This window comes from Paenibacillus sp. J22P169 (assembly GCF_059691995.1).
The window spans coordinates 2,561,775-2,582,160 of record NZ_JCAUAO010000001.1 but is presented as its reverse complement, the minus strand read 5'-3'; the positions used below and the strand labels follow the sequence as shown (position 1 = coordinate 2,582,160).

Sequence of the window (20,386 nt, the reverse complement as noted above, 5' to 3'; positions counted from 1 at the left end):
TTTTTTGCATCTAGTACCTTTATTGCTGCACTCTAGCTTTCACGGATTTCGCATAATCAGAGGGTGACATGCCGACTGTTTTTTTAAAATCTCTAGAAAAATAATGAATGCTGGTATATCCTAATAAGCTCGCAATTTCTGTGATGTTGTAAGGACCCTCGCGCATATAGGTTTTGGCTTGCTCAATTTTGAGCGATTTGAAGGCTTCCATGACGCCCATCCCCTTCTGGGATTGGAACAACTCCTTCATGCGGCTTTTACCTAGATGGAAAGTTTGGCAGAGGTCATCCAACGTAAAGGAGTCCGCAAGATGATCCCTCAAATATTCGATTATCTGCCCAACTAATCCATGCTCAGCTTTTTCCTTTTGCAAAGAGGATTGCTTCCATTTCTGAGTATCCTGCACGCTTGCTCGAGCTTCTTGTTTTCGAATGAGCGAAATGAAGAGGATTTCTAAATAAGCTTTGATAAGCTGTTCACTAGCAAAGGCAGCATCCTTATTTCTTTCTAGCAAATGAACAGTTGGAGAGTCGAATGGTGGAAGAAAGGCATGAAATCCTTCTTGCGTAATGGTCGAAAGCATATTGCGTTCGCGATCGCCTAGCGATACGACTTTATTAGCTAGCTTGAACATGGCCTCAGATTGGCATGCAAAGGCAATGACGATGAGATTTGGAGGCTTATGGTCATGTCTGACGTGGACGGTATGGAATTCCTCTGGCTTGTGAAAGATCATATTCCCCTGCTGGAGGGTATGAATGACATCATCGGCACGGACTTCAACTTCCCCCTTGTCCACGTAGAGAATTTCCCAAAAGTCATGCTGTTCACCATCGAATACAAACCCTTTGGCATATTCAAAATAGTGAAAGGAAATGAGTGCTTCGATTGAAAGAGGTTCTTGTAAATAGATCCTTGGGAAATCCATGCTGTCCATCCTCTCTATGGGATTTTCTTCCCGATTACAGCTTATTTTACCACAAAAGTGCAAATTATTCGGCTTAATAGATAAATCAAATATGTCCTCACTCTTTTATAATAATGGAAAGAAGCGGAGGAGATAAACAATGAAAAAAGGGATTAATATTTGGTCATTTCCAGGCTCCATGAGCGTGAAAGATTGCATTACGACTGCGAAAAAAGCCGGATTCGACGGCATCGAGCTAGCTTTGAACGAAACGGGTGAACTTAGCCTTGAAAGCACGGAAAGTGAAGTTCGTGCGTATCGTCAGCATGCAGACGAAACAGGGATTGAGGTAAGCAGCTTAGCAACAGGCTTATTCTGGTCCTATTCATTGACAAGCAGTGCGCCGCAAACGCGTCAGAAAGCAAAGGACATCGTGAAGAAGCAATTGGAGCATGCCGCGGTACTAGGTGTAGACACAATTCTAGTCGTACCAGGCGCGGTGGGCGTTGATTTCATCCCTGATTCTGAAGTGGTACCTTATGACCAAGCCTATGACTACTCCCTTGAAGCCTTTCAAGAGCTGTCGAAAGTAGCGGAGTCTTTGAAGATTTCGATTGGGATTGAAAATGTGTGGAACAAATTTTTACTATCACCGCTGGAAATGCGGGATTTCATTGATAAAATAAACTCTCCTTATGTAGGTGCTTACTTCGATGTAGGGAATGTAATATTCTCTGGGTATCCTGAGCACTGGATTTCAATTTTAAGTCACCGTATCAAAAAAGTGCATTTCAAAGATTATCGCCGCGCAGCTGGCGGTTTGCATGGCTTTGTTGACCTCCTTGCAGGTGATGTGAATTATCCAGCAGTGATGAAAGCCCTTCAAACGATTGGGTATGACGATTATGTGATCGCTGAAATGATTCCTGGCTATACGCATCACGGTGAGCAAATTGTTTACAACACATCAGGCGCTATGGATGCTATTCTGGGGAGGAAATAAGAATGTTAAGAATTGGACTAGTTGGATTAGGTTTCATGGGAAGAACACATTTGGAGAATTACGTACGACTGGAAGCAGAAGGTGTTGCAATTAAAATCGTAGCGTTATGTGATATTGACCCTGTGAAGCTAGAGGGCAACGCGGTTGCCGGAAATATTGCTACAGGTGATTCCTCGATCGATTTTAATCTCTACGCGAAGTACACAAGTGTGACCGAGATGATCGAGAAGGAACAGCTGGATTATGTAGATCTAGCACTCCCGACGTATTTGCACCGCGATATTACGATTGAATGTTTAAATAAAGGTCTCCACGTGCTGTGTGAGAAGCCAATGGCTTCAAATCCACAAGAGTGTGAAGAAATGATTCAGGCAGCTGAAGCGAATGGTAAGCAGTTGATGATCGGGCAATGTTTACGTTTTTGGCCAGCTTATGTGTATTTGAAAGAAGCTGTGGAGCAGGGGACTTACGGCAAAGTAACGAGCGGGTATTTCTACCGCGGCGGCGCAACACCGACTTGGGGACCATGGCTCATTGATAAAGAGAAGAGCGGCGGAGCTTTGTTGGATATGCATGTTCATGATATCGATATGGTAAACTGGCTGTTCGGAAAACCAGAATCCGTGTCCTGCTTGGCACGAAATGTAGTTCCTGGCAGCGGTTATGATGTCGTGTCCACGAACTACTTGTACAACGATGGCAAAGTCATCAATGCGCAAGCCGACTGGACATTGGAAGGCGATTATGGATTCGAAATGGTATACCGCGTCAACTTTGAGAAAGCTAACCTCATTTTCAACGCGAGTGGCTTAAAAGTGAATTTGAATGATGGACCTGGATTCAGCCCTGAACTTTCACCAGAGATGGGTTACTATTTGGAGCTGAAATATTTCGTGGAGACGCTGCTCGCAGGGGGATCGGTTACAACGGCAACGCCTGCTAGTACACGGGAAACGATTGAAATTGCTGTGGCTGAGATGGCATCGGCAGACAAGCAAGGGGCTTGGGTAGAAGTGAAGTAGTGAGCGAGATTTCTTTGTAAATATATGAATTTAGGATATTATAACTGAGATTTATTTTGCTAAGTGTCAAGGAATTTGATATCGTAAATATATGACTGATTTAAAGCGTGAAGCACACGCCGCTAGCTCCTTTGTTGGAGCTGGCGGCGTTTTTATTTTTTAAAGGAGGCGATTAAGTGTTTGAGAAGGAGTACTTAACCTTTTGGAAGGAACAGATGCGTGGTGCAAGCGGTCAGAGGCTGGAGATGTTGGGTAGGGATTTGACAGGAACGAAGAAACTCTTGAAAGCAGTACTGCTGCCGGTACTGGGTTCATTCGATGGTTTGGTGCTTGAATATGAAATGTTGAGTTTGTCAGGCGTTAAGATATATGCTGACGTATTTCACCCTATGCTGCGGATCGTATTCGAGGAAGACAGCTTCGTCACCCATGCTGAGAAAATCACGAGAGACCGGTTCTCTTTCGAGAGGTCGCATGCACGTTCAGTTGCGATACTTGGGTACACTTACTTTCCGTATAGCCGTGATGAGTTAGAGAAAAATTCGAGCTTCTGCCAAAGAAACTTATATGAATTGATCGGCCGTATCGGCAATGTGGAAGGTGTAGGATTGCAACAGTTGCATGTATATGAACGGGAGGTCTTGAGGTTCTCTTTGCTTTGTAATAAACCTTTTCTATTGAAGGACGTTTGTAAGTGGCTTCAACTGAAGAGAGAGACTTGCCGTAAAGTATTGCGAGAGTTGGAATCCAAACGCTTAGTGCAATTAATTGGCGGAGGTTCGATGAGATGCCATAAATTCATGATTACTGAAAAGGCGGTGGCTCTCTTGCATCGTAACAAATAGTGCGATGTGAAGGAGTTAGTCGAAAAAATCGACTAACTGGCAAGAGAAAGCGCCGCGCGGGAGGAGTTAGTCGAAAAAATCGACTAACTCGGAAGAGGGAGCGCCCGCGTGAAGGAGTTAGTCGAAAAAAACGACTAACTGGCAAGAGAAAGCGCCGCGCGGGAGGAGTTAGTCGAAAAAATCGACTAACTCGCGAGAGAAAGCGCCCCGTGGGAGGAGTTAGTCGAAAAAAACGACTAACTGGCAAGAGAAAGCGCCGCGCGAGAAGGAGTTAGTCGAAAAAATCGACTAACTGGCTATAACTCTCTGAGTGTTAATTATTTGTATTTGACTGCAATCGCTTTCGTATTCTATGCTAATTGCATTTGCAATAACTAGAGGTGAAAACGAATGAAAGACATGGATTCAACTCCATCATGGCAAAAACTCCGTCTATTCGCAGTCACTTGGCCGATTTTTATTGACTCTGTTTTACGAATGATGTTAGGAACGGCGGATGTCTTCATGCTAAGCCGAATTTCGGATGAAGTAACGGGCGCCGTAGGCTTGGCGAATGAAATCATCGTTTTCTGTATTCTGATGTTCGGTTTTGTCGGCATCGGAACGAGCGTGGCTGTTGCACAGCATCTTGGCGCAGGCAAGGTGAAGGAAGCGAGTCGGATTTCCGCGTTGGCGATCACAATTAATCTGATTTTTGGTATTATCGTGAGTATCGCATTAGTTGTTTTTGGCGAGCCCTTGATGCATGTGATGAATTTGGAGCCAGGACAAATCGCGATCGCGAAAAAATATTTGAATATCATCTCAGCTTTTATCTGGATTGAAGCCTTGTCATATGCCATTTCTTCGGTACTCCGATCTAATGGTCAGACACGGGACGTTATGTTTGTTACATTGGGCGTTAATGTGATCCACATCGTGGGTAACAGTCTCTTGATTTTCGGTAATCTCGGTTTCCCGGAATGGGGAGTAACTGGGGCGGCAGTGTCTACGGTTATAAGTCGACTTCTAGGGCTCATTGTTCTTGTTGTCATCTTGTACCGTCGCTTACAGGTTCCTATTCTTCTCAAGCACTATGTGAGTTTCAAGTCGAAGATTGTGAAGCAAATTCTTAGCATAGGATTACCTTCCGCGGGTGAACATATTTCTTGGCAGTCACAATATTTGATGATCTTCAGCTTTATTAATATTATCGGGGCAACAGCGTTAAGTGCTCATGTGTACGTGATGAATGTGACCAATTATTTCATGGCCCTGGGAATGGCGATTGGCATGGGGACGGAAATTATTATTGGGCACATGGTGGGTGCCGGGCAGTTCCAGGCGGCTTATCATAAATTGCTCCGAAGTGTGAAGATAACCTTTGTGCTGACATTTGTCATTGTAGGCATTACGTCGATTTTCCGTAAAGAACTGCTCGGACTATTTACGGATAATCCCGATATCATTGCTATGGGATCGACAATTCTACTTCTTTCAATCATTCTGGAACCCGGTAGAACCTTTAATTTGGTTGTCATTAATTCATTACGTGCTGCTGGTGATGCTAGATTCCCGGTGATGATGGGGGTTGTCTCGATGTGGGGGATTGCTGTTCCATTAGCCTACTATCTCGGGATTCATCAAGAAATGGGCCTTCTCGGTGTATGGGTTGCTTTTACAGTAGATGAGTGGGTAAGAGGTTTGCTGATGTATCTGCGTTGGCGAAGCCGCGTATGGCAAAGTAAATCATTGGTCAGACCGAGTGGAGAAGCACTAGCCAAATCGATATAAAATCAAAAGAAGCCTAAAACTCTCACTGGAGAGTCTAGGGCTTCTTTTTGTAATATGAAAAGGGTGACGAAAGGGTTGTGGCTGGCGGCTGGTAATTATACTATATTCAGTTTCTTGTAAAAGAATTGGATGTTTGCAGAAAATCATAGAAAAAGTGCTAGTGTACCCCTGTATAGATGTGGATCGCATCTCTTAGAAACTCTGCGGTTCCTGGTTGCTTCACATCATAGTAAGCTTTGAATCGACCATCATCCACGTACATTTGGGCAAGTCCTGCATGGGCTTCTTTACTGTATTCGCTCCAATAGAACATGAGCCATTGTTTGTGCAGATCGGCTGCTTTTTGTGCTAATGCACTGGCAGGATCGCCTAGCTTGAAAGCTTCAGCTAATGTTTCAGCTACTTCTTCTGCCAAACGCGTAACCTCGTCGTGCTGCTCTTGTGTCATATTTTTTAACTTTTGATTGCTTTTATTCACTTGATCATCGCCGTATTTCTCGCGAATCTCTTTCCCATATTTCTTCTCATTATCATCAATTAGCTTTTGTTTGAAGCCTTCGAATTTCTCTTGATTTGACATGGTTGTTCTCCCTTCTTTCGATGCAATGGTTTGTTCGACATTCGCAATGAGGATATCCAATTGCCTTCGTTTGTCGAGAAGCTGCTCCCGATGGTCTCTCAGTGCACTGGTTCCGTCAAAGGTAGGCGATGTTATGATTTCTTTGATTTGCTCGAGAGGGATGCCTAACTCTCGATAAAATAAAATCTGCTGCAGTCGATCTACCTCATCTTGCCCATAAATACGATATCCCGATGAGTTGATTCTTGCCGGCGTAAGAAGCTCAATCTCATCATAATAGCGAAGTGTACGGGTGCTAATGCCAGCCAACTTCCCCAAGTGCTGTACCGTGTATTCCATCTGCTCACCTCCTGACACCTTAACTGTAAAGCTTTACGTAGCGTTAATGTCAATACCTTTTTTTCGCGTTGTTAGACCATGTGAAATGCACAGCGTAGGTTATGAGTGCTATCAATACGATGAAAAGCAGGCTAACAAAGAAGCCAGGGCGTGTTGTTGCGTGAAAAGCAGCTCCGGATATGGCACTGAAAATGAGTACTATGCCTGCCCATCGTTTGATTACTTTCGGAGTAGAACGAGTTACTAAACGTCCTGCAGAAAGTAAGATCACCAACCAGATGAAGAGCAAGGTGAGACCTGCTGCAGTGGACATCACCGTGTACAGTTCTTCCGGTAGAATCAACGAAAGGATAACTGCGGCAGCCATTCCAACAGAAGTTAAAGCAAGAGCAGGATAAGGAATCTGTCTCTTCCCACCTGTGGTACGCGTGAACATCAACGGGGCGTCATGATCTTTCGCAAGCGCAACGAGTATGGAGGTAACGGCGAACAAGGAAGCAACCATCGTAGAGAAGGCAGCAATAATGAGAATGGCGTTGAACACATGCGGAACATAGGGTAACGGGTAGCTTTCCAAGCTAACCTGGAAGGGGCTTTTTTTGTCATGAAGAGCATGCAAGGGTAGCAGGGTTAGGACTAAGAAGAGCGAGACGATATAGAGGATGGCTAAAAGAAGGATCATGATGGAGCCTGCTTTGTGAGCTTCGTTCGATTTGCCCAGTCGCAGAGCGAATAGCCCCATCATTTCCGTACCGCCGAAGGCGTAGAAGGCATAGATGAAGGATGACCAAGTACCTTTGAGCCCTGATGGCAAAAAGGTGTCCCTCGTAATAGGAAATGAGAGGGGATGAAGTCCACCTGAGATCCATCCAAGAACCGCAGCACCTGCAAGAAGTAGAAACATGAGGAGTGCAGATACTTTGATGAGTGCGAAAATATGCTCGGATCGTTCAAAAGCTTTTGCCCCAAGCAGGATGACACCTACGCCGAGACTGGCATAGATCAAAGCGAACAACCACATCGGAATAGCGGGAAACCAGAAACGCGTAAACAGCGATAGAGCGGCTAATTGACTTCCCATGATCATTAACTGAGAGCCCCAGTAAATCCAACCGCAGCTGAATCCGGCCCAGCGGCCGAAGGCTAATTTGGCATATGTCCGAAATGAGCCTTGTTGTGGATTCTCACCTGTCATTTGAATCAAAGCATCGAGAACGAAATAAGTGCCTGCTGCAGCGAAAATGAACATAAAGAGCATCGAAGCGCCGCCCATGGTTAGGCCGATCCCAGCTCCGAGAAAGTAGCCGGTGCCTAACGTACAAGCGACGCCGAGCAGCGATAGCTGCCACCAGGTCATCGTACTGTTCTTTGGTGGGGGAGTTGCGTTAGTGGACATGCCGCCTCCTAAGCTGTTCAAGAGAAATGGAAATAACAGCCCATAGTATAGCTTGTCCATTGGTAAAATATACAGCTAGGATATGTCCATCAGTGCGAAGAGATGCCCTTCTTTTTCGATGACATCATAGGGTTGAAGCCTTGCGTTAGGGACATTGTGGCAACGGCCTGTGTGCGCTTCAAAGGTCCAGCCATGTAAGGGACATTCCAGTTCGCCATTCTCAAGTTCTACGGCATAGCCGGCGTGGGGGCATCGGCTGGAGAGCAGTGTGTAGACACCATCGGCTTCCGTCAGGAAGAATCGCTTACCATTGACTTTCACTTCGGACGGGTTTGCAGTAAACTGATCTTTAGAACCAATTAGGATTTCATTCATGGGGATGCTCCTTCACAAAGGGATATCTTCATTTATTTTATTATAATCCAAACGACATCAAAGATCTCTATACTTATAGTAAAACAAAGGAGCACGATCACATGAGCACAGTATCCCCCTTAGCGGCAGCCTTTCGCGAAACCTCCTATCCAGTGGGTGGGCACGGCCGCAGAAATATTCACATTTTGAAAGAAGCTTTAGAGGAGCTGGATGGCAAGATCGAGAGTGATATTTATGGAACAGGCGAAGGGATAGAGAGCTTTCAGGCGGAAATGGCCGCTTATCTTGGAAAAGAGAAGGCTGTTTTCTTCCCTAGCGGGACTATGGCACAACAAATTGCGTTACGCATTTGGTGTGACGAGAAGGGGATACGCAAGGTCGCGTATCATCCGTTGAGCCATTTGGAAATCCATGAAGAAGATGGCTTGAAGGAGCTGCACCAGATTGAATCGATATTGCTTGGCAAGAAGGATCGTTTGATTCGATTAGATGAGATTCTGGAGCTGAACGACGAGATCGCGTGTCTCTTAATTGAGCTGCCACAGCGAGAAATTGGCGGTGTTTTGCCACCTTATGAGGAGCTCATGGCAATTTCGGGGCATTGTCGAGCTAAAGGGATCAAGCTGCATTTGGATGGTGCTAGATTATACGAAGTGCTGCCGTATTATCAGAAGTCAGCTGCAGAATTGTGTGCGCTTTTCGATAGTGTGTACATCTCGTTCTACAAAGGAATTGGCGGCATTGCAGGTGCGATTCTGGCCGGTGACGAGGCGTTTACGGTGAAATCAAAGGTGTGGAAAAGGCGTCATGGCGGCGATTTGATCAGCCTCTATCCGTATTACCTCAGTGCGAGCTACTATTTCAAGCAGCGTGAGCCTAAGATGGGTCAATACTACGCGGAAGCGGTGGAGCTTGCTGCGCTGTACAATAGCTGTCAGCTCGTAACTACCTTGCCGCGGGTGCCGGTAACGAATATGTTCCACGTTCATATTGCGCTGCCGAAAGAGAAGCTCGAGCCAATTCTGGTTGAGTTGTACGCCGAGACAAGCGTGGGGTTGATCCATTATCTGCGTGAGTCGAGTGATGGGGTCTGTTCGTTCGAGGTGAGCATTGGCGATGCCTTTGCACAGATTCCGAAGGACTTGCTTAAGCTGACGTTTGAGCGGTTGGATGAGCGGTTGCGGGCAATCTAGCTTGTTGTATAGCGATAAAGTAATGGCCAATAGCGTCCGGATGTTCCAGTTCTCTTAGAAGAGCGGAATGCCAGGGCGCTATTGGCATTTTGTGTACCGCAATTCAATTTTATTCCGCGGAGGAGCTGTCTGGCAGGTTGACATTGACCAATCGTAACTTTGTACGTCACTAGATATCCTTCTTGTCTGAAATCGCGATAATTCGTAACATTAGTCACCTCAGTTCATCAGATTGTAGGTGTTGATGCAGGTGTAGAATAGGTATACTTCAAAAAGTAAGCCCTTACATTTTGGAGGGGATTTAACGGTCAGGAGGAGGGAGCCCTAGAAAGACCACCGCCAGCAAGCTATTGGATGTTATTTTAACAATCATGGAGGGAAATGACATGTTCAAAAAGAGTTTAGCTATTTTGCTCAGTATGGTTTGCATGATGATGTTGTTTGGCGTGCTTCCGGCTTTCGCAGCGAATGGACCGATAACTTGGGGTTCCTCGGTCACGGTTTCGAACATCAATACGTTTACAGATGCGGGAACGGATGCTCGTGGAATTCATCCCGGTACATTCGGATCGGAATATCCACGAATGATCAAGCTGGCGAATGGCAACTGGCTGGCAGTTGCTGCTATTTATGATAATAACGGCTACACGAAGGTATCATGGGGAGGTACGCGATTACAGGTATTTCTTAGTACGGATAACTGCCGTACTTGGTCCTTGGCGGCGACACTGTGGGAAGATGGCCGCGATCTCGATAATGGACAATTTGCACAACTTGCGAATGGGGACATTTTGCTCGCGATGCGGTCGGTGCGTTGGCAGGAGTCTTATCAATTGAAAGTGTACAAAAGTACGAACGGCGGCTCGAACTGGAGTTATTTGAGCACAATTGATGAAAAAACAGGAGCACCAGGCACACTGGGTAATCCAGATAAAGGCGTGTATGAGCCACATATGCAAATTTTGAGTGACGGTACATTGGCTGTCATGTATGCGAATGAAAAGCATGTGACGGAGAGTCCATCCTATAGTCAAATTATTTCTGAGAAGCTTTCCACGAACGGTGGCGCGAGTTGGGGAAGTGAGATTTATGTGGCTTGGGACCCTGGCAATGCGGCAGCACGGCCTGGTATGCCGGTCTGGCAAAAAATGAACAACGGCCAGTATATCGTGACTTTCGAGGTTTGCGGTACACAAAGCTGTAACGTGTTCACGAAGAAAAGCAGTGATGGCAAAACATGGGCGAGCGGTATCGGTACGCAAGTACCCAGTCAACAAGGCGGACCTTATCTGCTTTCACTTACAGACGGCAGAATTCTGTTAACCTCGAATGCCAATGTACTTTCCATCTCCAACGACTACGGGAATTCCTGGTATACGAACGATAGTACAGCTTTTGGCAACTCCTTCTGGTCCGCCATGTATCAAACGGCATCGAACGAAGTTGCTTTCATCGATTCCGTCAATCGGACGGGTGGCGGTCATAATGTGCAGGTGAAGTTTGGCACTTGGACGACCACGTACTCAAATGATTTTGCAGCAAATGACAGTGGTTGGGCTCGGTATGGAGGTACGTGGACAATCAGCGGCGGTACCTACAATTTAACTTCAACTAGCGCAGATAAATCGATCCTTACCCCATACCCGTCCAAACGAAACTATACCCTTGAAGGGGATATCAAGCTCAATAATGCGGGCCAGGGCAGTGTTATTTTCAATGTGACGAATCCTGGAACAGGTGCAGATAGTATGAAAGGGTATGGCGCAGGCATAGATTCGGCTGGTCAGGTGTGGTTAGGTCGATTTAACAATAACTGGACGCAGCTTGCCCTTGTGAACACAACGATTAGTTTGAACACTTGGTATCACATGAAGGTCGTAGTAAATGAGGGGAACATCAAGGTATACGTAGGCGATATGGCGACACCGAAGATTAACTTTACCGATGCGACGTATGTTAGTGGTACGATTGGTGTGCGCGGCGGATTCGGGAATAGCGTGAGCTTTGACAACATTTCAGTAAACTAGCTAGCTCGTAAATAAAACAAAAAAAGAGTCTTCGGGCTCTTTTTTTGTTTTATTGGATGCTAAGAGAGCTGAGCTATGTGAGTCGTTGCTTTTTGGGGTGGCTTCATTGCGCTCCCACACTTGCGAGTGAATGATTGTTCCTGATATGGGAAGATGATTCGCTAGGATTAGCTGAATTGATAAATTGACGTTGCTGTTGAGTAGATAGAGTTAGTTAGAGGTGAGGTGTGGATCTGAGATGAGGTGATGGGGAGTAGGGTGAGTGAGGCGTGGTTCGGGGGAGATAGGAGAAGTGGGAGAAGTTAGTTGTAGCCTTTCCGACGAAATAACTGGATTTCCTGTATCTAATTTGTTCCATTTTGGGCTCATTTACTGAATTGATGGATTTCCTCCAGTTATTTAATTCGAAATTCGAATATATGAGTGAAAATCGGAAAATTAACTGTATATTTTCCACTTATTCTCAGATAATCGTTGTTATCACTCGAAATAGCTGTATGTTTTCCAGTTAAACGTCGCTCACCTAACCTCCACCAGCGCCCCCCAGCCCCGGCCCCCCCAAGCCCGGCCATCAAACCCCGGCCACCAAGCCCCGGCCCCACCTGGCCTCTAGCCCGCCCCCAGCCCGCAACTCGCAGCCTTCCGCACATCCACTCCCTACGTAAGATTGCCCCCTCCAATCGTAACATCGTCACCTTTTACCGGAAACGCAAGCCGAATTATTCTTACGTTTGTTCCCTAAAGTTGAGGCTTTTATCGGTTCAGACGAGGGACGATTCCCTGTAAAGTTAGAACCAAGGAAAGCCCTTACATCTGTATGAAAGGGTTTTCGCAACTAACATAAACCGAATGAGAGAGGGTTGTTTATCACTATGAAAAAGAAATTAACTAGCTTACTTACCGCAAGTATTGCGCTTGCTATGGTAGCGACAGGCTGCTCGAGTACAAAAGAAAGCGATACCAAAACAGCAGCTGCGACAACTGCTCCAGCGGCAACGAAAGCTGCAGAGACAACCAAATCAGCGAATCCCGTAGAGATCACCTTCTGGAATATGTTCGGCGGTGGCGAAGGCGATTTCGTAGATCAGATTGTCAAAGGGTATAACGATTCCCAAAAAGAAGTTATCGTGAAACAACTGCGTCTAGAATCGAATGAGTACTATGCGAAGTTAAGTACGGCGCTTTCTTCTTCCAAAGGGCCTGATGTGGCCGTCGCACACGTGGATCGGATCTCGCCTTTTGTCAAAGCCAAACAAATTTTACCTCTCGATGGGCTTGCCAGCAAAGTGGGCTTTGATCTGAAACAAGTCTCAGATTCCAATATCAAGAGCGTGTCCTATGACGGAAAGCCGTACGCCGTGCCGTTAGATACCCATTTCCATATGTTCTACTACAACAAGGATCTACTAAAGAAAGCAGAGCTGCTGAACGACGATGGAACGCCGAAATTGGGAGATCTTACACCAGATGGGTTTAAGAAAACATTGGCGCAAATCCAAGCGAAAGTGCCTGGTGTGCAGGCGTTAGCCGTGAATACACCTTATTTCCAAGAGCCATTCCTGAATTTGTACTATGAAGCAGGCGGCGACATCTTGAATGGTGATATGACGAAATCCGCGATCAATAATGAGAAAGCATTGAATGTCCTTAAGTTTTACATGGATTTATACAAAAACAAATACAGCGACCTAAACGATAAAACGCCTTGGGATTCGTTCCACAGTGGGAAAGCAGCGCTATGGTTTGGTGGCGTGTGGGAAGCAGGACTGTTGCTAAACGACAAATCATTGAATATTGGCGCGATGCCGCTGCCTGCCATCTTCGGCAGCCAAACGCACTGGGGAAGCTCACATTTGCTTGTAGTTCCTTCCTATGTAACGACAGAGAAACAAGAAGCTTCAGCGAAATTCATGAAGTACTTCTCTGAGGTTGGCGGCAAAACGTGGGGGCAAGCCGGACACGTACCAGCTAACAGCGCTGTAACAACAAGCGATGAGTACAAAAAGCTGCCATACCGTAATTTCTTTATCGACGCTCAAAAAACCGTAAAATTTGCACCAAAAACAGATAAATACACAACGATCATAACGACCGTATCGGAGTCCTTACAAAACATCCTGTTCGGTAAACAATCTCCAGAAGATGGCTTGAAAAGTATGGATAAGCAAATCAACGATATTTTAACTAATTAATCACCGTATGAATCGGGTGGAGCTTTCGGGAAAGTAACGGGAGCTTCGCCCGCACTTATATAGAAAGTAACAAGGAGAAGAGCCAATGGAGACTAAAGTAAGTGAGCATGATCGGACGCTAGTCCTCCGCCAACGTAAACCATTACGAATAACTTTGGAATTGAACGCATTGCTGTATGTGCTGCCGTTTCTGATCCCTTTTGCCATCTTCTATCTATGGCCTGTGGGGAGAGGTGCTTGGATGAGCTTGCACGTATGGAGCATTCAAGGGATGCAGCGATATGTTGGCTTTGCGAATTATAAAAAGATTTTTACGGATAGCAATTTTTATCTTTATGTATGGCACTCGATTTACTTTGTTATCCTCTGTACACCGACCATTATCGTGCTTGGCTTAGGCTTAGCGATGTTGATTAATCAAAATATACGTTTCCGAACGCTTATCCGTTCTATGTTTTTCCTGCCTTACGTACTTTCTGTCTCGGTCATCAGTTTCATCTGGCTTCGCCTTTTCGACTCGAAATATGGCCCGATTAACGCGTTCTTGAAACTTATTGGTTTACCTAGTGAGATTCATTGGCTGACGGATAAACATTTTGCTTGGTGGGCGATTACCCTTGCAACCGATTGGTGGACAGTAGGTTTTGTAATGGTATTGTTCCTAGCCGGCTTACAAGAAATTCCTACGGATCATTATGAAGCTGCGAAAATAGATGGCGCTGGCGCTTGGAAGCAATTCATTCATATTACGCTTCCCGGACTGTCGAGAGTCATGCAAATACAAATTTTTTATCAAATCATCTCGTGCTTAAAGTTGTTTGGGCAAGTACAGATTATGACGGGCGGAGGTCCAGGGGACGCCACGAACACGATGATTCGCTACATTTATGTTACCGGGTTCAAAAAGGATATGTTTGGACTGGCTTCGGCCCAATCCATCGTATTCTGCATCCTGATGCTGCTCATTGCAGTGATACAGTTCAAATTAACAGACAGAAAAGATTGACGGAGGTTGAACATGAAACATATTGCAATCAACATCATCGCCGTGGTGCTGGCCCTCTTATTTATTTTTCCACTGATTTGGATGCTGGTTGTATCCCTCAAACCGGATGGCGTCAACGTCATCTCCATTCAAGACTGGTTCAATTTCTCAGATTTGAATTTGAACAATTATACAAAGGTCATCCAAGATTCTCAGATTCTCAGATGGACGTGGAACAGCGCAGTAATCGGCGTACTGACAACGATCATTTCACTTATTTTCAGCTCCTTAGCGGCTTTCTCCTTCTCGAAGCTGCCTTTCAAATCCAGAGGCATATTCTACGTGCTCATCGTTTCAGGCTTGTTAATCCCAACCGAAGCGATTCTGATTCCCCTTTACGAAACGACGCTTCATTTGAAGCTGATTGATAACATGTGGGCGATCATTCTGCCTGGACTTACGAATCCAATCGGGATCCTGCTGCTGAAGCAATTTATGGATGGTGTCCCGAAGGATTATATCGAGGCTGCGCAGATTGACGGTTGTAAAAACTTTGGACTTTGGTATCGGATTTGTCTACCGCTTACTAGATCTGCCATGTTTTCTGTCGGTATTTTCTACTTCATCTTATCGTGGAACAATTTCTTATGGCCGTACCTTTCTATTACCTCGCAAGAGAACATGATCTTATCAGCAGGACTACCGACGTTCTTGTCGAATAATATCATGTCCTTGAATCTGATCATGGCAGCCAGTGCGATAGCGGCAATACCAACGATTCTGGTTTTTGCAGTGCTGCAGCGTCAAATTGTGCAAGGCGTGGCGATGTCCGGTATAAAAGGTTAATAAGCTTGTATTCTACGAGTCAGATTCTCTTCCCAGAAAGGGTTGTTCCAACGATGACCCAGGCATCAGAAGTTGCAACACAACAACGCCACAAACGAATCCCTTCATGGATGTATACATGGTCGAGCAGCATTCGCTATAAGTGGATGCTGCTGCTGTTCCTTTTTTCTCTAACGCCCCTGCTTGCCTTGGGGTTTATTTCATATTCGATATCGAAATCAACGATAAACAATAAAGTAACGGAATACTCGGAACAGCTCTTGAAACAGACTGCTGAGAATATTGATACTCGACTTGGGATTTACAAAGATTTGATGATGCAGGTTGTAAATAACAACGAAATTGTCACGATGCTACGGACGTTGGATCGTACAGATTCATCTCAATATGATCTGGATAGTCTATCCCTGACAACGAAGCTATCCACCATTATTGCGATTAATCAGGACTTACAGTCGATTTCTTTCCTGTCGCCGCACCATTTTATCAAAGGAATTTATAGATGGAACGATCGTTCTGCCGACAAAGTATCCCCATTCCTGCAGACCTTGGAGGACGGGAGCAATTTTCGCTGGTTTTCCACTCGATTGGGAACTTATGTAGATAGTCTGAACACGCAAAATGTTCACGTCTTTTCATTGGCCAAACAAATATACAAGATGTCTGATGATAGTCCTGTTGGGATCATTGCCGTACTGGATATTCGCGAAGATGTGTTGAAAGAAATTGGTGCACGAACGACGAAGAGTAATATGGATATTGAAAGCTTTGTGATTGATGGCCGTGGTCAAATCATTTCGTATCCGGACAGCAAGATGCTGGGGAAAAGTGTCAAAGAAGTGCTAGGCGAAGACGGCTATACGGATATGTTTCGTGGGGCGACCGACGAATCTGTTTTTCCATTGAAATATCAAGGTGAAAGACTGATTGTGAATTATAAAAAGCTGCATACCAACGACTGGATCGTCGTCAACGTGATTTCAGAGGCTTCTCTGTACAAAGATTCTAATCGGTTATTGCAAATTATTTTGGTGATCGCTTTCATTTGCATTCTATTCTCCATTTTGACGGCGATCTTGCTGGCGAACTCGATTTCTAAACCGATTCTGAAGATGATCCGTCTGATGCGGCAAGTGATGTCAGGTGACCTGACCGTCCGCTTCAAAGCGAAACGACGTAATGATGAATTCGATATTTTGGGCGAAAACTTTAACTACATGGTTACTCGGATCGATGGTCTTCTGGAGACCGTGTATGAGGAGCAGAATCATAAGCGCGTGGCGGAATTGAAGGCGCTACAAGCGCAAATTAATCCGCATTTCCTCTACAATACCTTGGATATTATTAAATGGACGGCACTTTTGCAGAAAGCTAACAACGCTGCCGAAATGGTCAGTCTTCTATCCAGGTTATTGCGCATAAGCTTGGGGAAAGGTGAAGAAACGGTCACCATTGAAGAGGAAATCGAGCATGTACAGTGTTATCTGGGTATTCAAAAATTCAGATTCAACTTTAATATCGATACGTTTGTTCATCTGGATGAGGAGGTTCGGTTGTACCGCACGCCGAAACTGATCCTACAACCAATCGTGGAGAATGCCATACTTCATGCATTTACAGATAGAGAAACAGGCGTCATTCATATTCGGTGCGGCGTACATCCGGATGGCGGTATACGATTCGAGATTGTGGATAATGGTCGAGGCATGGATGCAAGCCTTGTTCAAAGCCTAAATAGATATGAGCCACCTTCTGTTGATAAAGTGAGCGGGATTGGCTTAGCAAATGTAGATGAACGAATTAAGCTCATTTGTGGAAAGCCCTATGGTTTGGACATTCAAAGTGAACCTGGAGCAGGTACGCATATTACGATTAGACTTCCAGAAATGAAGTAGGTGAAGATCATGTATCGAGTTGTGATTGTGGAAGATGAGTATATCGTGAGGTTCGGAATTCGCTCTATGATTGATTGGGAAAAGTTAGACTTAACCGTAAGCGGTGAGGCAGCCAATGGGCAAGAAGCGTTGGACCTAATCAGCATGAATCCGCCTGATATTCTGCTCACAGATATCAAAATGCCTGTTATGGACGGCATTACACTTATTACGGAAGTACGTAAATGTCATCCCCATATGAAAATTGTCATTCTTAGCAATTTGGAGGATTTCCAATATGCGAAGGAAGCCATTCGTAATGGGGTTTCCGAATATATGATCAAATCGGATTTGATGCCGCGTGATCTTGAAGGGACGCTGCTTCGTGTGAGAGATTCGATTAAAGCGGAATCACCAAGCAGTGAGAAGAAGCTTTCGCTAAGTGACGCCAACCCAATCGTGAAAGAAAAACGGATGCTGGAGCTTCTAGAAGAAACGGACCCTGCCCGCAGGCAGCAAATCGTATTAAGCTTGAGGCTTTCTGAGGTCAAATTACCCGTGTATGTCCTTCATATTGCAAAGAATATGTGGGCTCAGAGTGTGGAGGAGGGCCAAGCGTTAATACGCAAAGCGATTGCTGAAGTATTGATGACTTCCTCGGAGGATGTGTATGAAGCATTTCCAGATCGGCAAGGGGAAATGAACGTTCTTCTTTTTACAAGGAAGATGGGAACTACAGGCGTTTCTGAGATGATGGCATTAGCACAGTCCATACTTCACGATCTGAAGGATCAATATGGGATGTCATGTACGATCGGCATAAGTAAGAGCACGTCCAGTTGGGCTGGACTACACCAAGCCTACGAGCAAGCGATAGCTGCAGCGAAATATAAAATGTTCATAGGCAGTGAGCGAGCTATTCTATATGGTGTTGATTATGTGCCTGTCAATAGTCCGCTGGCAGATAATATTAAAGTTAGCACAACCCATATCCATTCGATGGTGTATGCTTTTCAAACCAAAGAATTGCAAGCTTACTTGGAAGATATTTTCGAACAGCTTACGGTACGCAAGGACTATGATCTCGTGGAAATTATTTCTCTAGAGCTGCTCATTCTGCTCACGACCCTATGGTCGGAGGTAACAAGTGATCAACAAAGTATTCTCCAACTAAAGAAGATGTACTATGAGCAACTGTCCAAATTAGAGACGATTCAGATGAGTAAAGCCTGGTTCTTAAATGCTTTTGAGGAACTTGCCCAGCATATGATTGGTGTGTATAACAGTGACCGCAATGGCATTATTAAAGCTGCGCAATATATCGGGCAATATTATCAACAAGAGATCTCACTTCAGTCCATAAGCAATCTAGTACACTTAAGTAAAAATTATTTTGCCAACCTGTTCAAAAAGGAAATGGGCGAGAGCTTCCTGGAGTATCTTACGAGGATTCGCATCGAGAAAGCCAAGGCACTTTTGACAAGCGAGCTCAAGACTGCGGATATTGGTCATTTGGTTGGTATTCCAGACCCCAAATATTTCTCCAAAGTATTTAAAAAAATTACGGGCTCATCCCCATCGGAATATCGAAATCGCGTAAGGGAGGACAAATCATACTAAGTTCTCTCGTGCAAGAATGCAAGCGCTTACCGAGGGGCGGTTCGTTGACACGCATGTGGGTGAAGGGGGATTAGAATGTTAGATATAAAAAGGGTTAAGCTCAGCGTTGGATTCGGATGTATGCTCATACTCATGCTAACGGGATGTTCGATCCTGTCTACGGGTGACAAACATTTAGCGGAAAATAAGAAAACTGTGGAGAGCGTGGAGACACGCGTGGAAATTTCGTTCTGGAATCCCTTCGGCGGTGGAGAAGGAGAATTTGTTGAACGCATCGTACAAAACTTCAATAACTCGCAGAAGGCTGTATACGTGAAGCAGCTTCGATTAGAGTCTAACGAATATTATGTGAAACTGAGTACGGCGCTTTCCTCAGGGAAAGGCCCGGATGTGGCTGTTGCTCATGTGGACCGGATGTCACCTTTCGTTAAGGCCAAGCAAATTGTGCCGCTCTCCGACTTGGCGAACGAGCTTGGATTCGACTTCAAAGACTTGGAGGAGAGTAACGTACAAAGTGTGAGCTTCATGAACAAGCCGTATGCGATGCCGTTGGACACCCATTTTCACATGTTGTACTACAATAAAGCCATTCTGAAAAAAGCGGGTTTGTTAAATGACGATGAAACGCCTAAACTCGCGATTTCATCGCCGGAGGCGTTTATTCAAATGCTGCAACAGATTCAAGCGAAAGTACCGAATGTTCAGCCGTTTTCTGTGAATACCCCTTATTTTCAAGAGCCTTTTCTCAATATGTATTACGAGGCGGGCGGAGATTTGCTAGAAACCAGCATGGCGAAATCGAACATCCATAATGACAAAGCACTTCGTGTTTTGAAGTTTTATCAACAGCTCTACGCAGGCAAGCTCGCAGATGTGAACGACAAAACGCCGTGGGATACCTTCCACAATGGCAAAGCCGCACTTTGGATGGGTGGAGTCTGGGAGGCGGGCTATCATTTAAATGAACCCTCCCTTCCCGTCGGTATTATGCCCCTTCCAGCTCTTTTTGGCAGTTCAATGCAATGGGGGAGTTCGCATGCATTGGTCATTCCGACTTACGTAACTATGGATAAACAACGTGCAGCCATGACATTTATGTCCTATTTCTCGAAAGTAGGATCTTTGTTATGGGGCCAAGCCGGACATGTACCTGCCAATCGAGCTGTTCTTCAAAGCCAAGAATATCTTCAGCTGCCTTACCGTAAGCTCTTCATCGAGGCTCAGCATCACGTCAAATTTGCACCTCAAACGGATAAGTATGCGACAATCTTTACAACGCTCTCCGAAGAACTTCAAAGCATTGTCGTGGGAGGTCTGGATCCGGACGAGGGGCTTGCCTTACTAGAGAAAAAAATAAATAGTCTTCTGGCTAATTAGGATGCATAAATGTCCTCTTTCGGAACTTTCCG

The 20,386-nt window shown here is 45.2% G+C and carries 16 protein-coding genes; 12 read left to right on the top strand and 4 right to left on the bottom strand.

Going from position 1 to position 20,386, the window contains the following annotated elements; translation table 11 throughout:
• Window positions 1-19 precede the first annotated feature (19 nt).
• Entirely contained in the window at window positions 20-928 is a 909-nt protein-coding gene (locus AC58QG_RS11850) for an AraC family transcriptional regulator (RefSeq protein WP_497362246.1), read from the bottom strand.
• A gap of 139 nt (window positions 929-1,067) precedes the next feature.
• On the opposite strand from AC58QG_RS11850, the gene AC58QG_RS11845 reads away from it, so the two are divergent.
• The 4 genes from AC58QG_RS11845 (at window position 1,068) to AC58QG_RS11830 (ending at window position 5,550) form a co-directional block, all read left to right on the top strand.
• Complete coding sequence (locus AC58QG_RS11845; RefSeq protein ID WP_497362245.1) at window positions 1,068-1,910, top strand: sugar phosphate isomerase/epimerase family protein; 843 nt, start codon at window positions 1,068-1,070, stop codon at window positions 1,908-1,910.
• A gap of 2 nt (window positions 1,911-1,912) precedes the next feature.
• Entirely contained in the window at window positions 1,913-2,932 is a 1,020-nt protein-coding gene (locus AC58QG_RS11840; protein WP_497362244.1) for a Gfo/Idh/MocA family protein, read from the top strand.
• A gap of 176 nt (window positions 2,933-3,108) precedes the next feature.
• A complete protein-coding gene (locus tag AC58QG_RS11835; protein WP_497362243.1) occupies window positions 3,109-3,777 on the top strand; it encodes a hypothetical protein in 669 nt (222 codons plus the stop codon).
• A 390-nt stretch (window positions 3,778-4,167) separates the two neighbouring features.
• Window positions 4,168-5,550: an MATE family efflux transporter gene (locus tag AC58QG_RS11830; protein WP_497362242.1), complete on the top strand. Its 1,383-nt coding sequence runs from the start codon at window positions 4,168-4,170 to the stop codon at window positions 5,548-5,550.
• Window positions 5,551-5,707: 157 nt separating this feature from the next.
• On the opposite strand, the gene AC58QG_RS11825 is transcribed toward AC58QG_RS11830, so the two are convergent.
• From AC58QG_RS11825 to AC58QG_RS11815, 3 genes are all read right to left on the bottom strand, one after another.
• Window positions 5,708-6,469, bottom strand: a complete 762-nt coding sequence (locus AC58QG_RS11825) for a MerR family transcriptional regulator (RefSeq protein WP_497362241.1) — start codon at window positions 6,467-6,469, stop codon at window positions 5,708-5,710.
• A gap of 49 nt (window positions 6,470-6,518) precedes the next feature.
• Window positions 6,519-7,865, bottom strand: coding sequence for an amino acid permease (locus AC58QG_RS11820; RefSeq protein WP_497362240.1), 1,347 nt, complete (start codon window positions 7,863-7,865; stop codon window positions 6,519-6,521).
• Between the two features lie 75 nt (window positions 7,866-7,940).
• Entirely contained in the window at window positions 7,941-8,240 is a 300-nt protein-coding gene (locus tag AC58QG_RS11815) for a Rieske (2Fe-2S) protein (RefSeq protein ID WP_497362239.1), read from the bottom strand.
• 101 nt (window positions 8,241-8,341) lie between these two features.
• Here AC58QG_RS11815 and AC58QG_RS11810 point away from each other — a divergent pair, with 101 nt between their 5' ends.
• The 8 genes from AC58QG_RS11810 to AC58QG_RS11775 all read left to right on the top strand — a co-directional run bounded on the left by AC58QG_RS11810 (window position 8,342) and on the right by AC58QG_RS11775 (window position 20,354).
• The gene (locus AC58QG_RS11810; RefSeq protein WP_497362238.1) at window positions 8,342-9,433 is read left to right on the top strand and encodes a threonine aldolase family protein; all 1,092 of its coding nucleotides are present in this window, start codon (window positions 8,342-8,344) and stop codon (window positions 9,431-9,433) included.
• A gap of 386 nt (window positions 9,434-9,819) precedes the next feature.
• Window positions 9,820-11,460, top strand: a complete 1,641-nt coding sequence (locus AC58QG_RS11805; protein WP_497362237.1) for a 3-keto-alpha-glucoside-1,2-lyase-like domain-containing protein — start codon at window positions 9,820-9,822, stop codon at window positions 11,458-11,460.
• Window positions 11,461-12,332: 872 nt separating this feature from the next.
• Window positions 12,333-13,652 (top strand): ABC transporter substrate-binding protein, encoded by a 1,320-nt coding sequence (locus AC58QG_RS11800; RefSeq protein WP_497362236.1) that lies wholly within the window; start codon window positions 12,333-12,335, stop codon window positions 13,650-13,652.
• 85 nt (window positions 13,653-13,737) lie between these two features.
• On the top strand, window positions 13,738-14,658 hold the full coding sequence (locus tag AC58QG_RS11795; protein WP_497362235.1) for a carbohydrate ABC transporter permease: 921 nt from the start codon (window positions 13,738-13,740) through the stop codon (window positions 14,656-14,658).
• 12 nt (window positions 14,659-14,670) lie between these two features.
• Window positions 14,671-15,483, top strand: coding sequence for a carbohydrate ABC transporter permease (locus AC58QG_RS11790; RefSeq protein WP_497362234.1), 813 nt, complete (start codon window positions 14,671-14,673; stop codon window positions 15,481-15,483).
• Window positions 15,484-15,536: 53 nt separating this feature from the next.
• Window positions 15,537-17,378, top strand: coding sequence for a sensor histidine kinase (locus AC58QG_RS11785; RefSeq protein WP_497362233.1), 1,842 nt, complete (start codon window positions 15,537-15,539; stop codon window positions 17,376-17,378).
• 9 nt (window positions 17,379-17,387) lie between these two features.
• Window positions 17,388-18,977, top strand: a complete 1,590-nt coding sequence (locus tag AC58QG_RS11780; protein WP_497362232.1) for a response regulator transcription factor — start codon at window positions 17,388-17,390, stop codon at window positions 18,975-18,977.
• A gap of 75 nt (window positions 18,978-19,052) precedes the next feature.
• Window positions 19,053-20,354 (top strand): ABC transporter substrate-binding protein, encoded by a 1,302-nt coding sequence (locus AC58QG_RS11775; protein WP_497362231.1) that lies wholly within the window; start codon window positions 19,053-19,055, stop codon window positions 20,352-20,354.
• The last annotated feature ends 32 nt before the right edge of the window (window positions 20,355-20,386 follow it).

Coding starts and splice junctions, on each gene's coding strand:
- AC58QG_RS11850 (WP_497362246.1), bottom strand. CDS start 928: ATGGATTTCCCAAGGATCTATTTACAAGAACCTCTTTCAATCGAAGCA.
- AC58QG_RS11845 (WP_497362245.1), top strand. CDS start 1,068: ATGAAAAAAGGGATTAATATTTGGTCATTTCCAGGCTCCATGAGCGTG.
- AC58QG_RS11840 (WP_497362244.1), top strand. CDS start 1,913: ATGTTAAGAATTGGACTAGTTGGATTAGGTTTCATGGGAAGAACACAT.
- AC58QG_RS11830 (WP_497362242.1), top strand. CDS start 4,168: ATGAAAGACATGGATTCAACTCCATCATGGCAAAAACTCCGTCTATTC.
- AC58QG_RS11825 (WP_497362241.1), bottom strand. CDS start 6,469: ATGGAATACACGGTACAGCACTTGGGGAAGTTGGCTGGCATTAGCACC.
- AC58QG_RS11820 (WP_497362240.1), bottom strand. CDS start 7,865: ATGTCCACTAACGCAACTCCCCCACCAAAGAACAGTACGATGACCTGG.
- AC58QG_RS11815 (WP_497362239.1), bottom strand. CDS start 8,240: ATGAATGAAATCCTAATTGGTTCTAAAGATCAGTTTACTGCAAACCCG.
- AC58QG_RS11810 (WP_497362238.1), top strand. CDS start 8,342: ATGAGCACAGTATCCCCCTTAGCGGCAGCCTTTCGCGAAACCTCCTAT.
- AC58QG_RS11805 (WP_497362237.1), top strand. CDS start 9,820: ATGTTCAAAAAGAGTTTAGCTATTTTGCTCAGTATGGTTTGCATGATG.
- AC58QG_RS11800 (WP_497362236.1), top strand. CDS start 12,333: ATGAAAAAGAAATTAACTAGCTTACTTACCGCAAGTATTGCGCTTGCT.
- AC58QG_RS11795 (WP_497362235.1), top strand. CDS start 13,738: ATGGAGACTAAAGTAAGTGAGCATGATCGGACGCTAGTCCTCCGCCAA.
- AC58QG_RS11790 (WP_497362234.1), top strand. CDS start 14,671: ATGAAACATATTGCAATCAACATCATCGCCGTGGTGCTGGCCCTCTTA.
- AC58QG_RS11785 (WP_497362233.1), top strand. CDS start 15,537: ATGACCCAGGCATCAGAAGTTGCAACACAACAACGCCACAAACGAATC.
- AC58QG_RS11780 (WP_497362232.1), top strand. CDS start 17,388: ATGTATCGAGTTGTGATTGTGGAAGATGAGTATATCGTGAGGTTCGGA.
- AC58QG_RS11775 (WP_497362231.1), top strand. CDS start 19,053: ATGTTAGATATAAAAAGGGTTAAGCTCAGCGTTGGATTCGGATGTATG.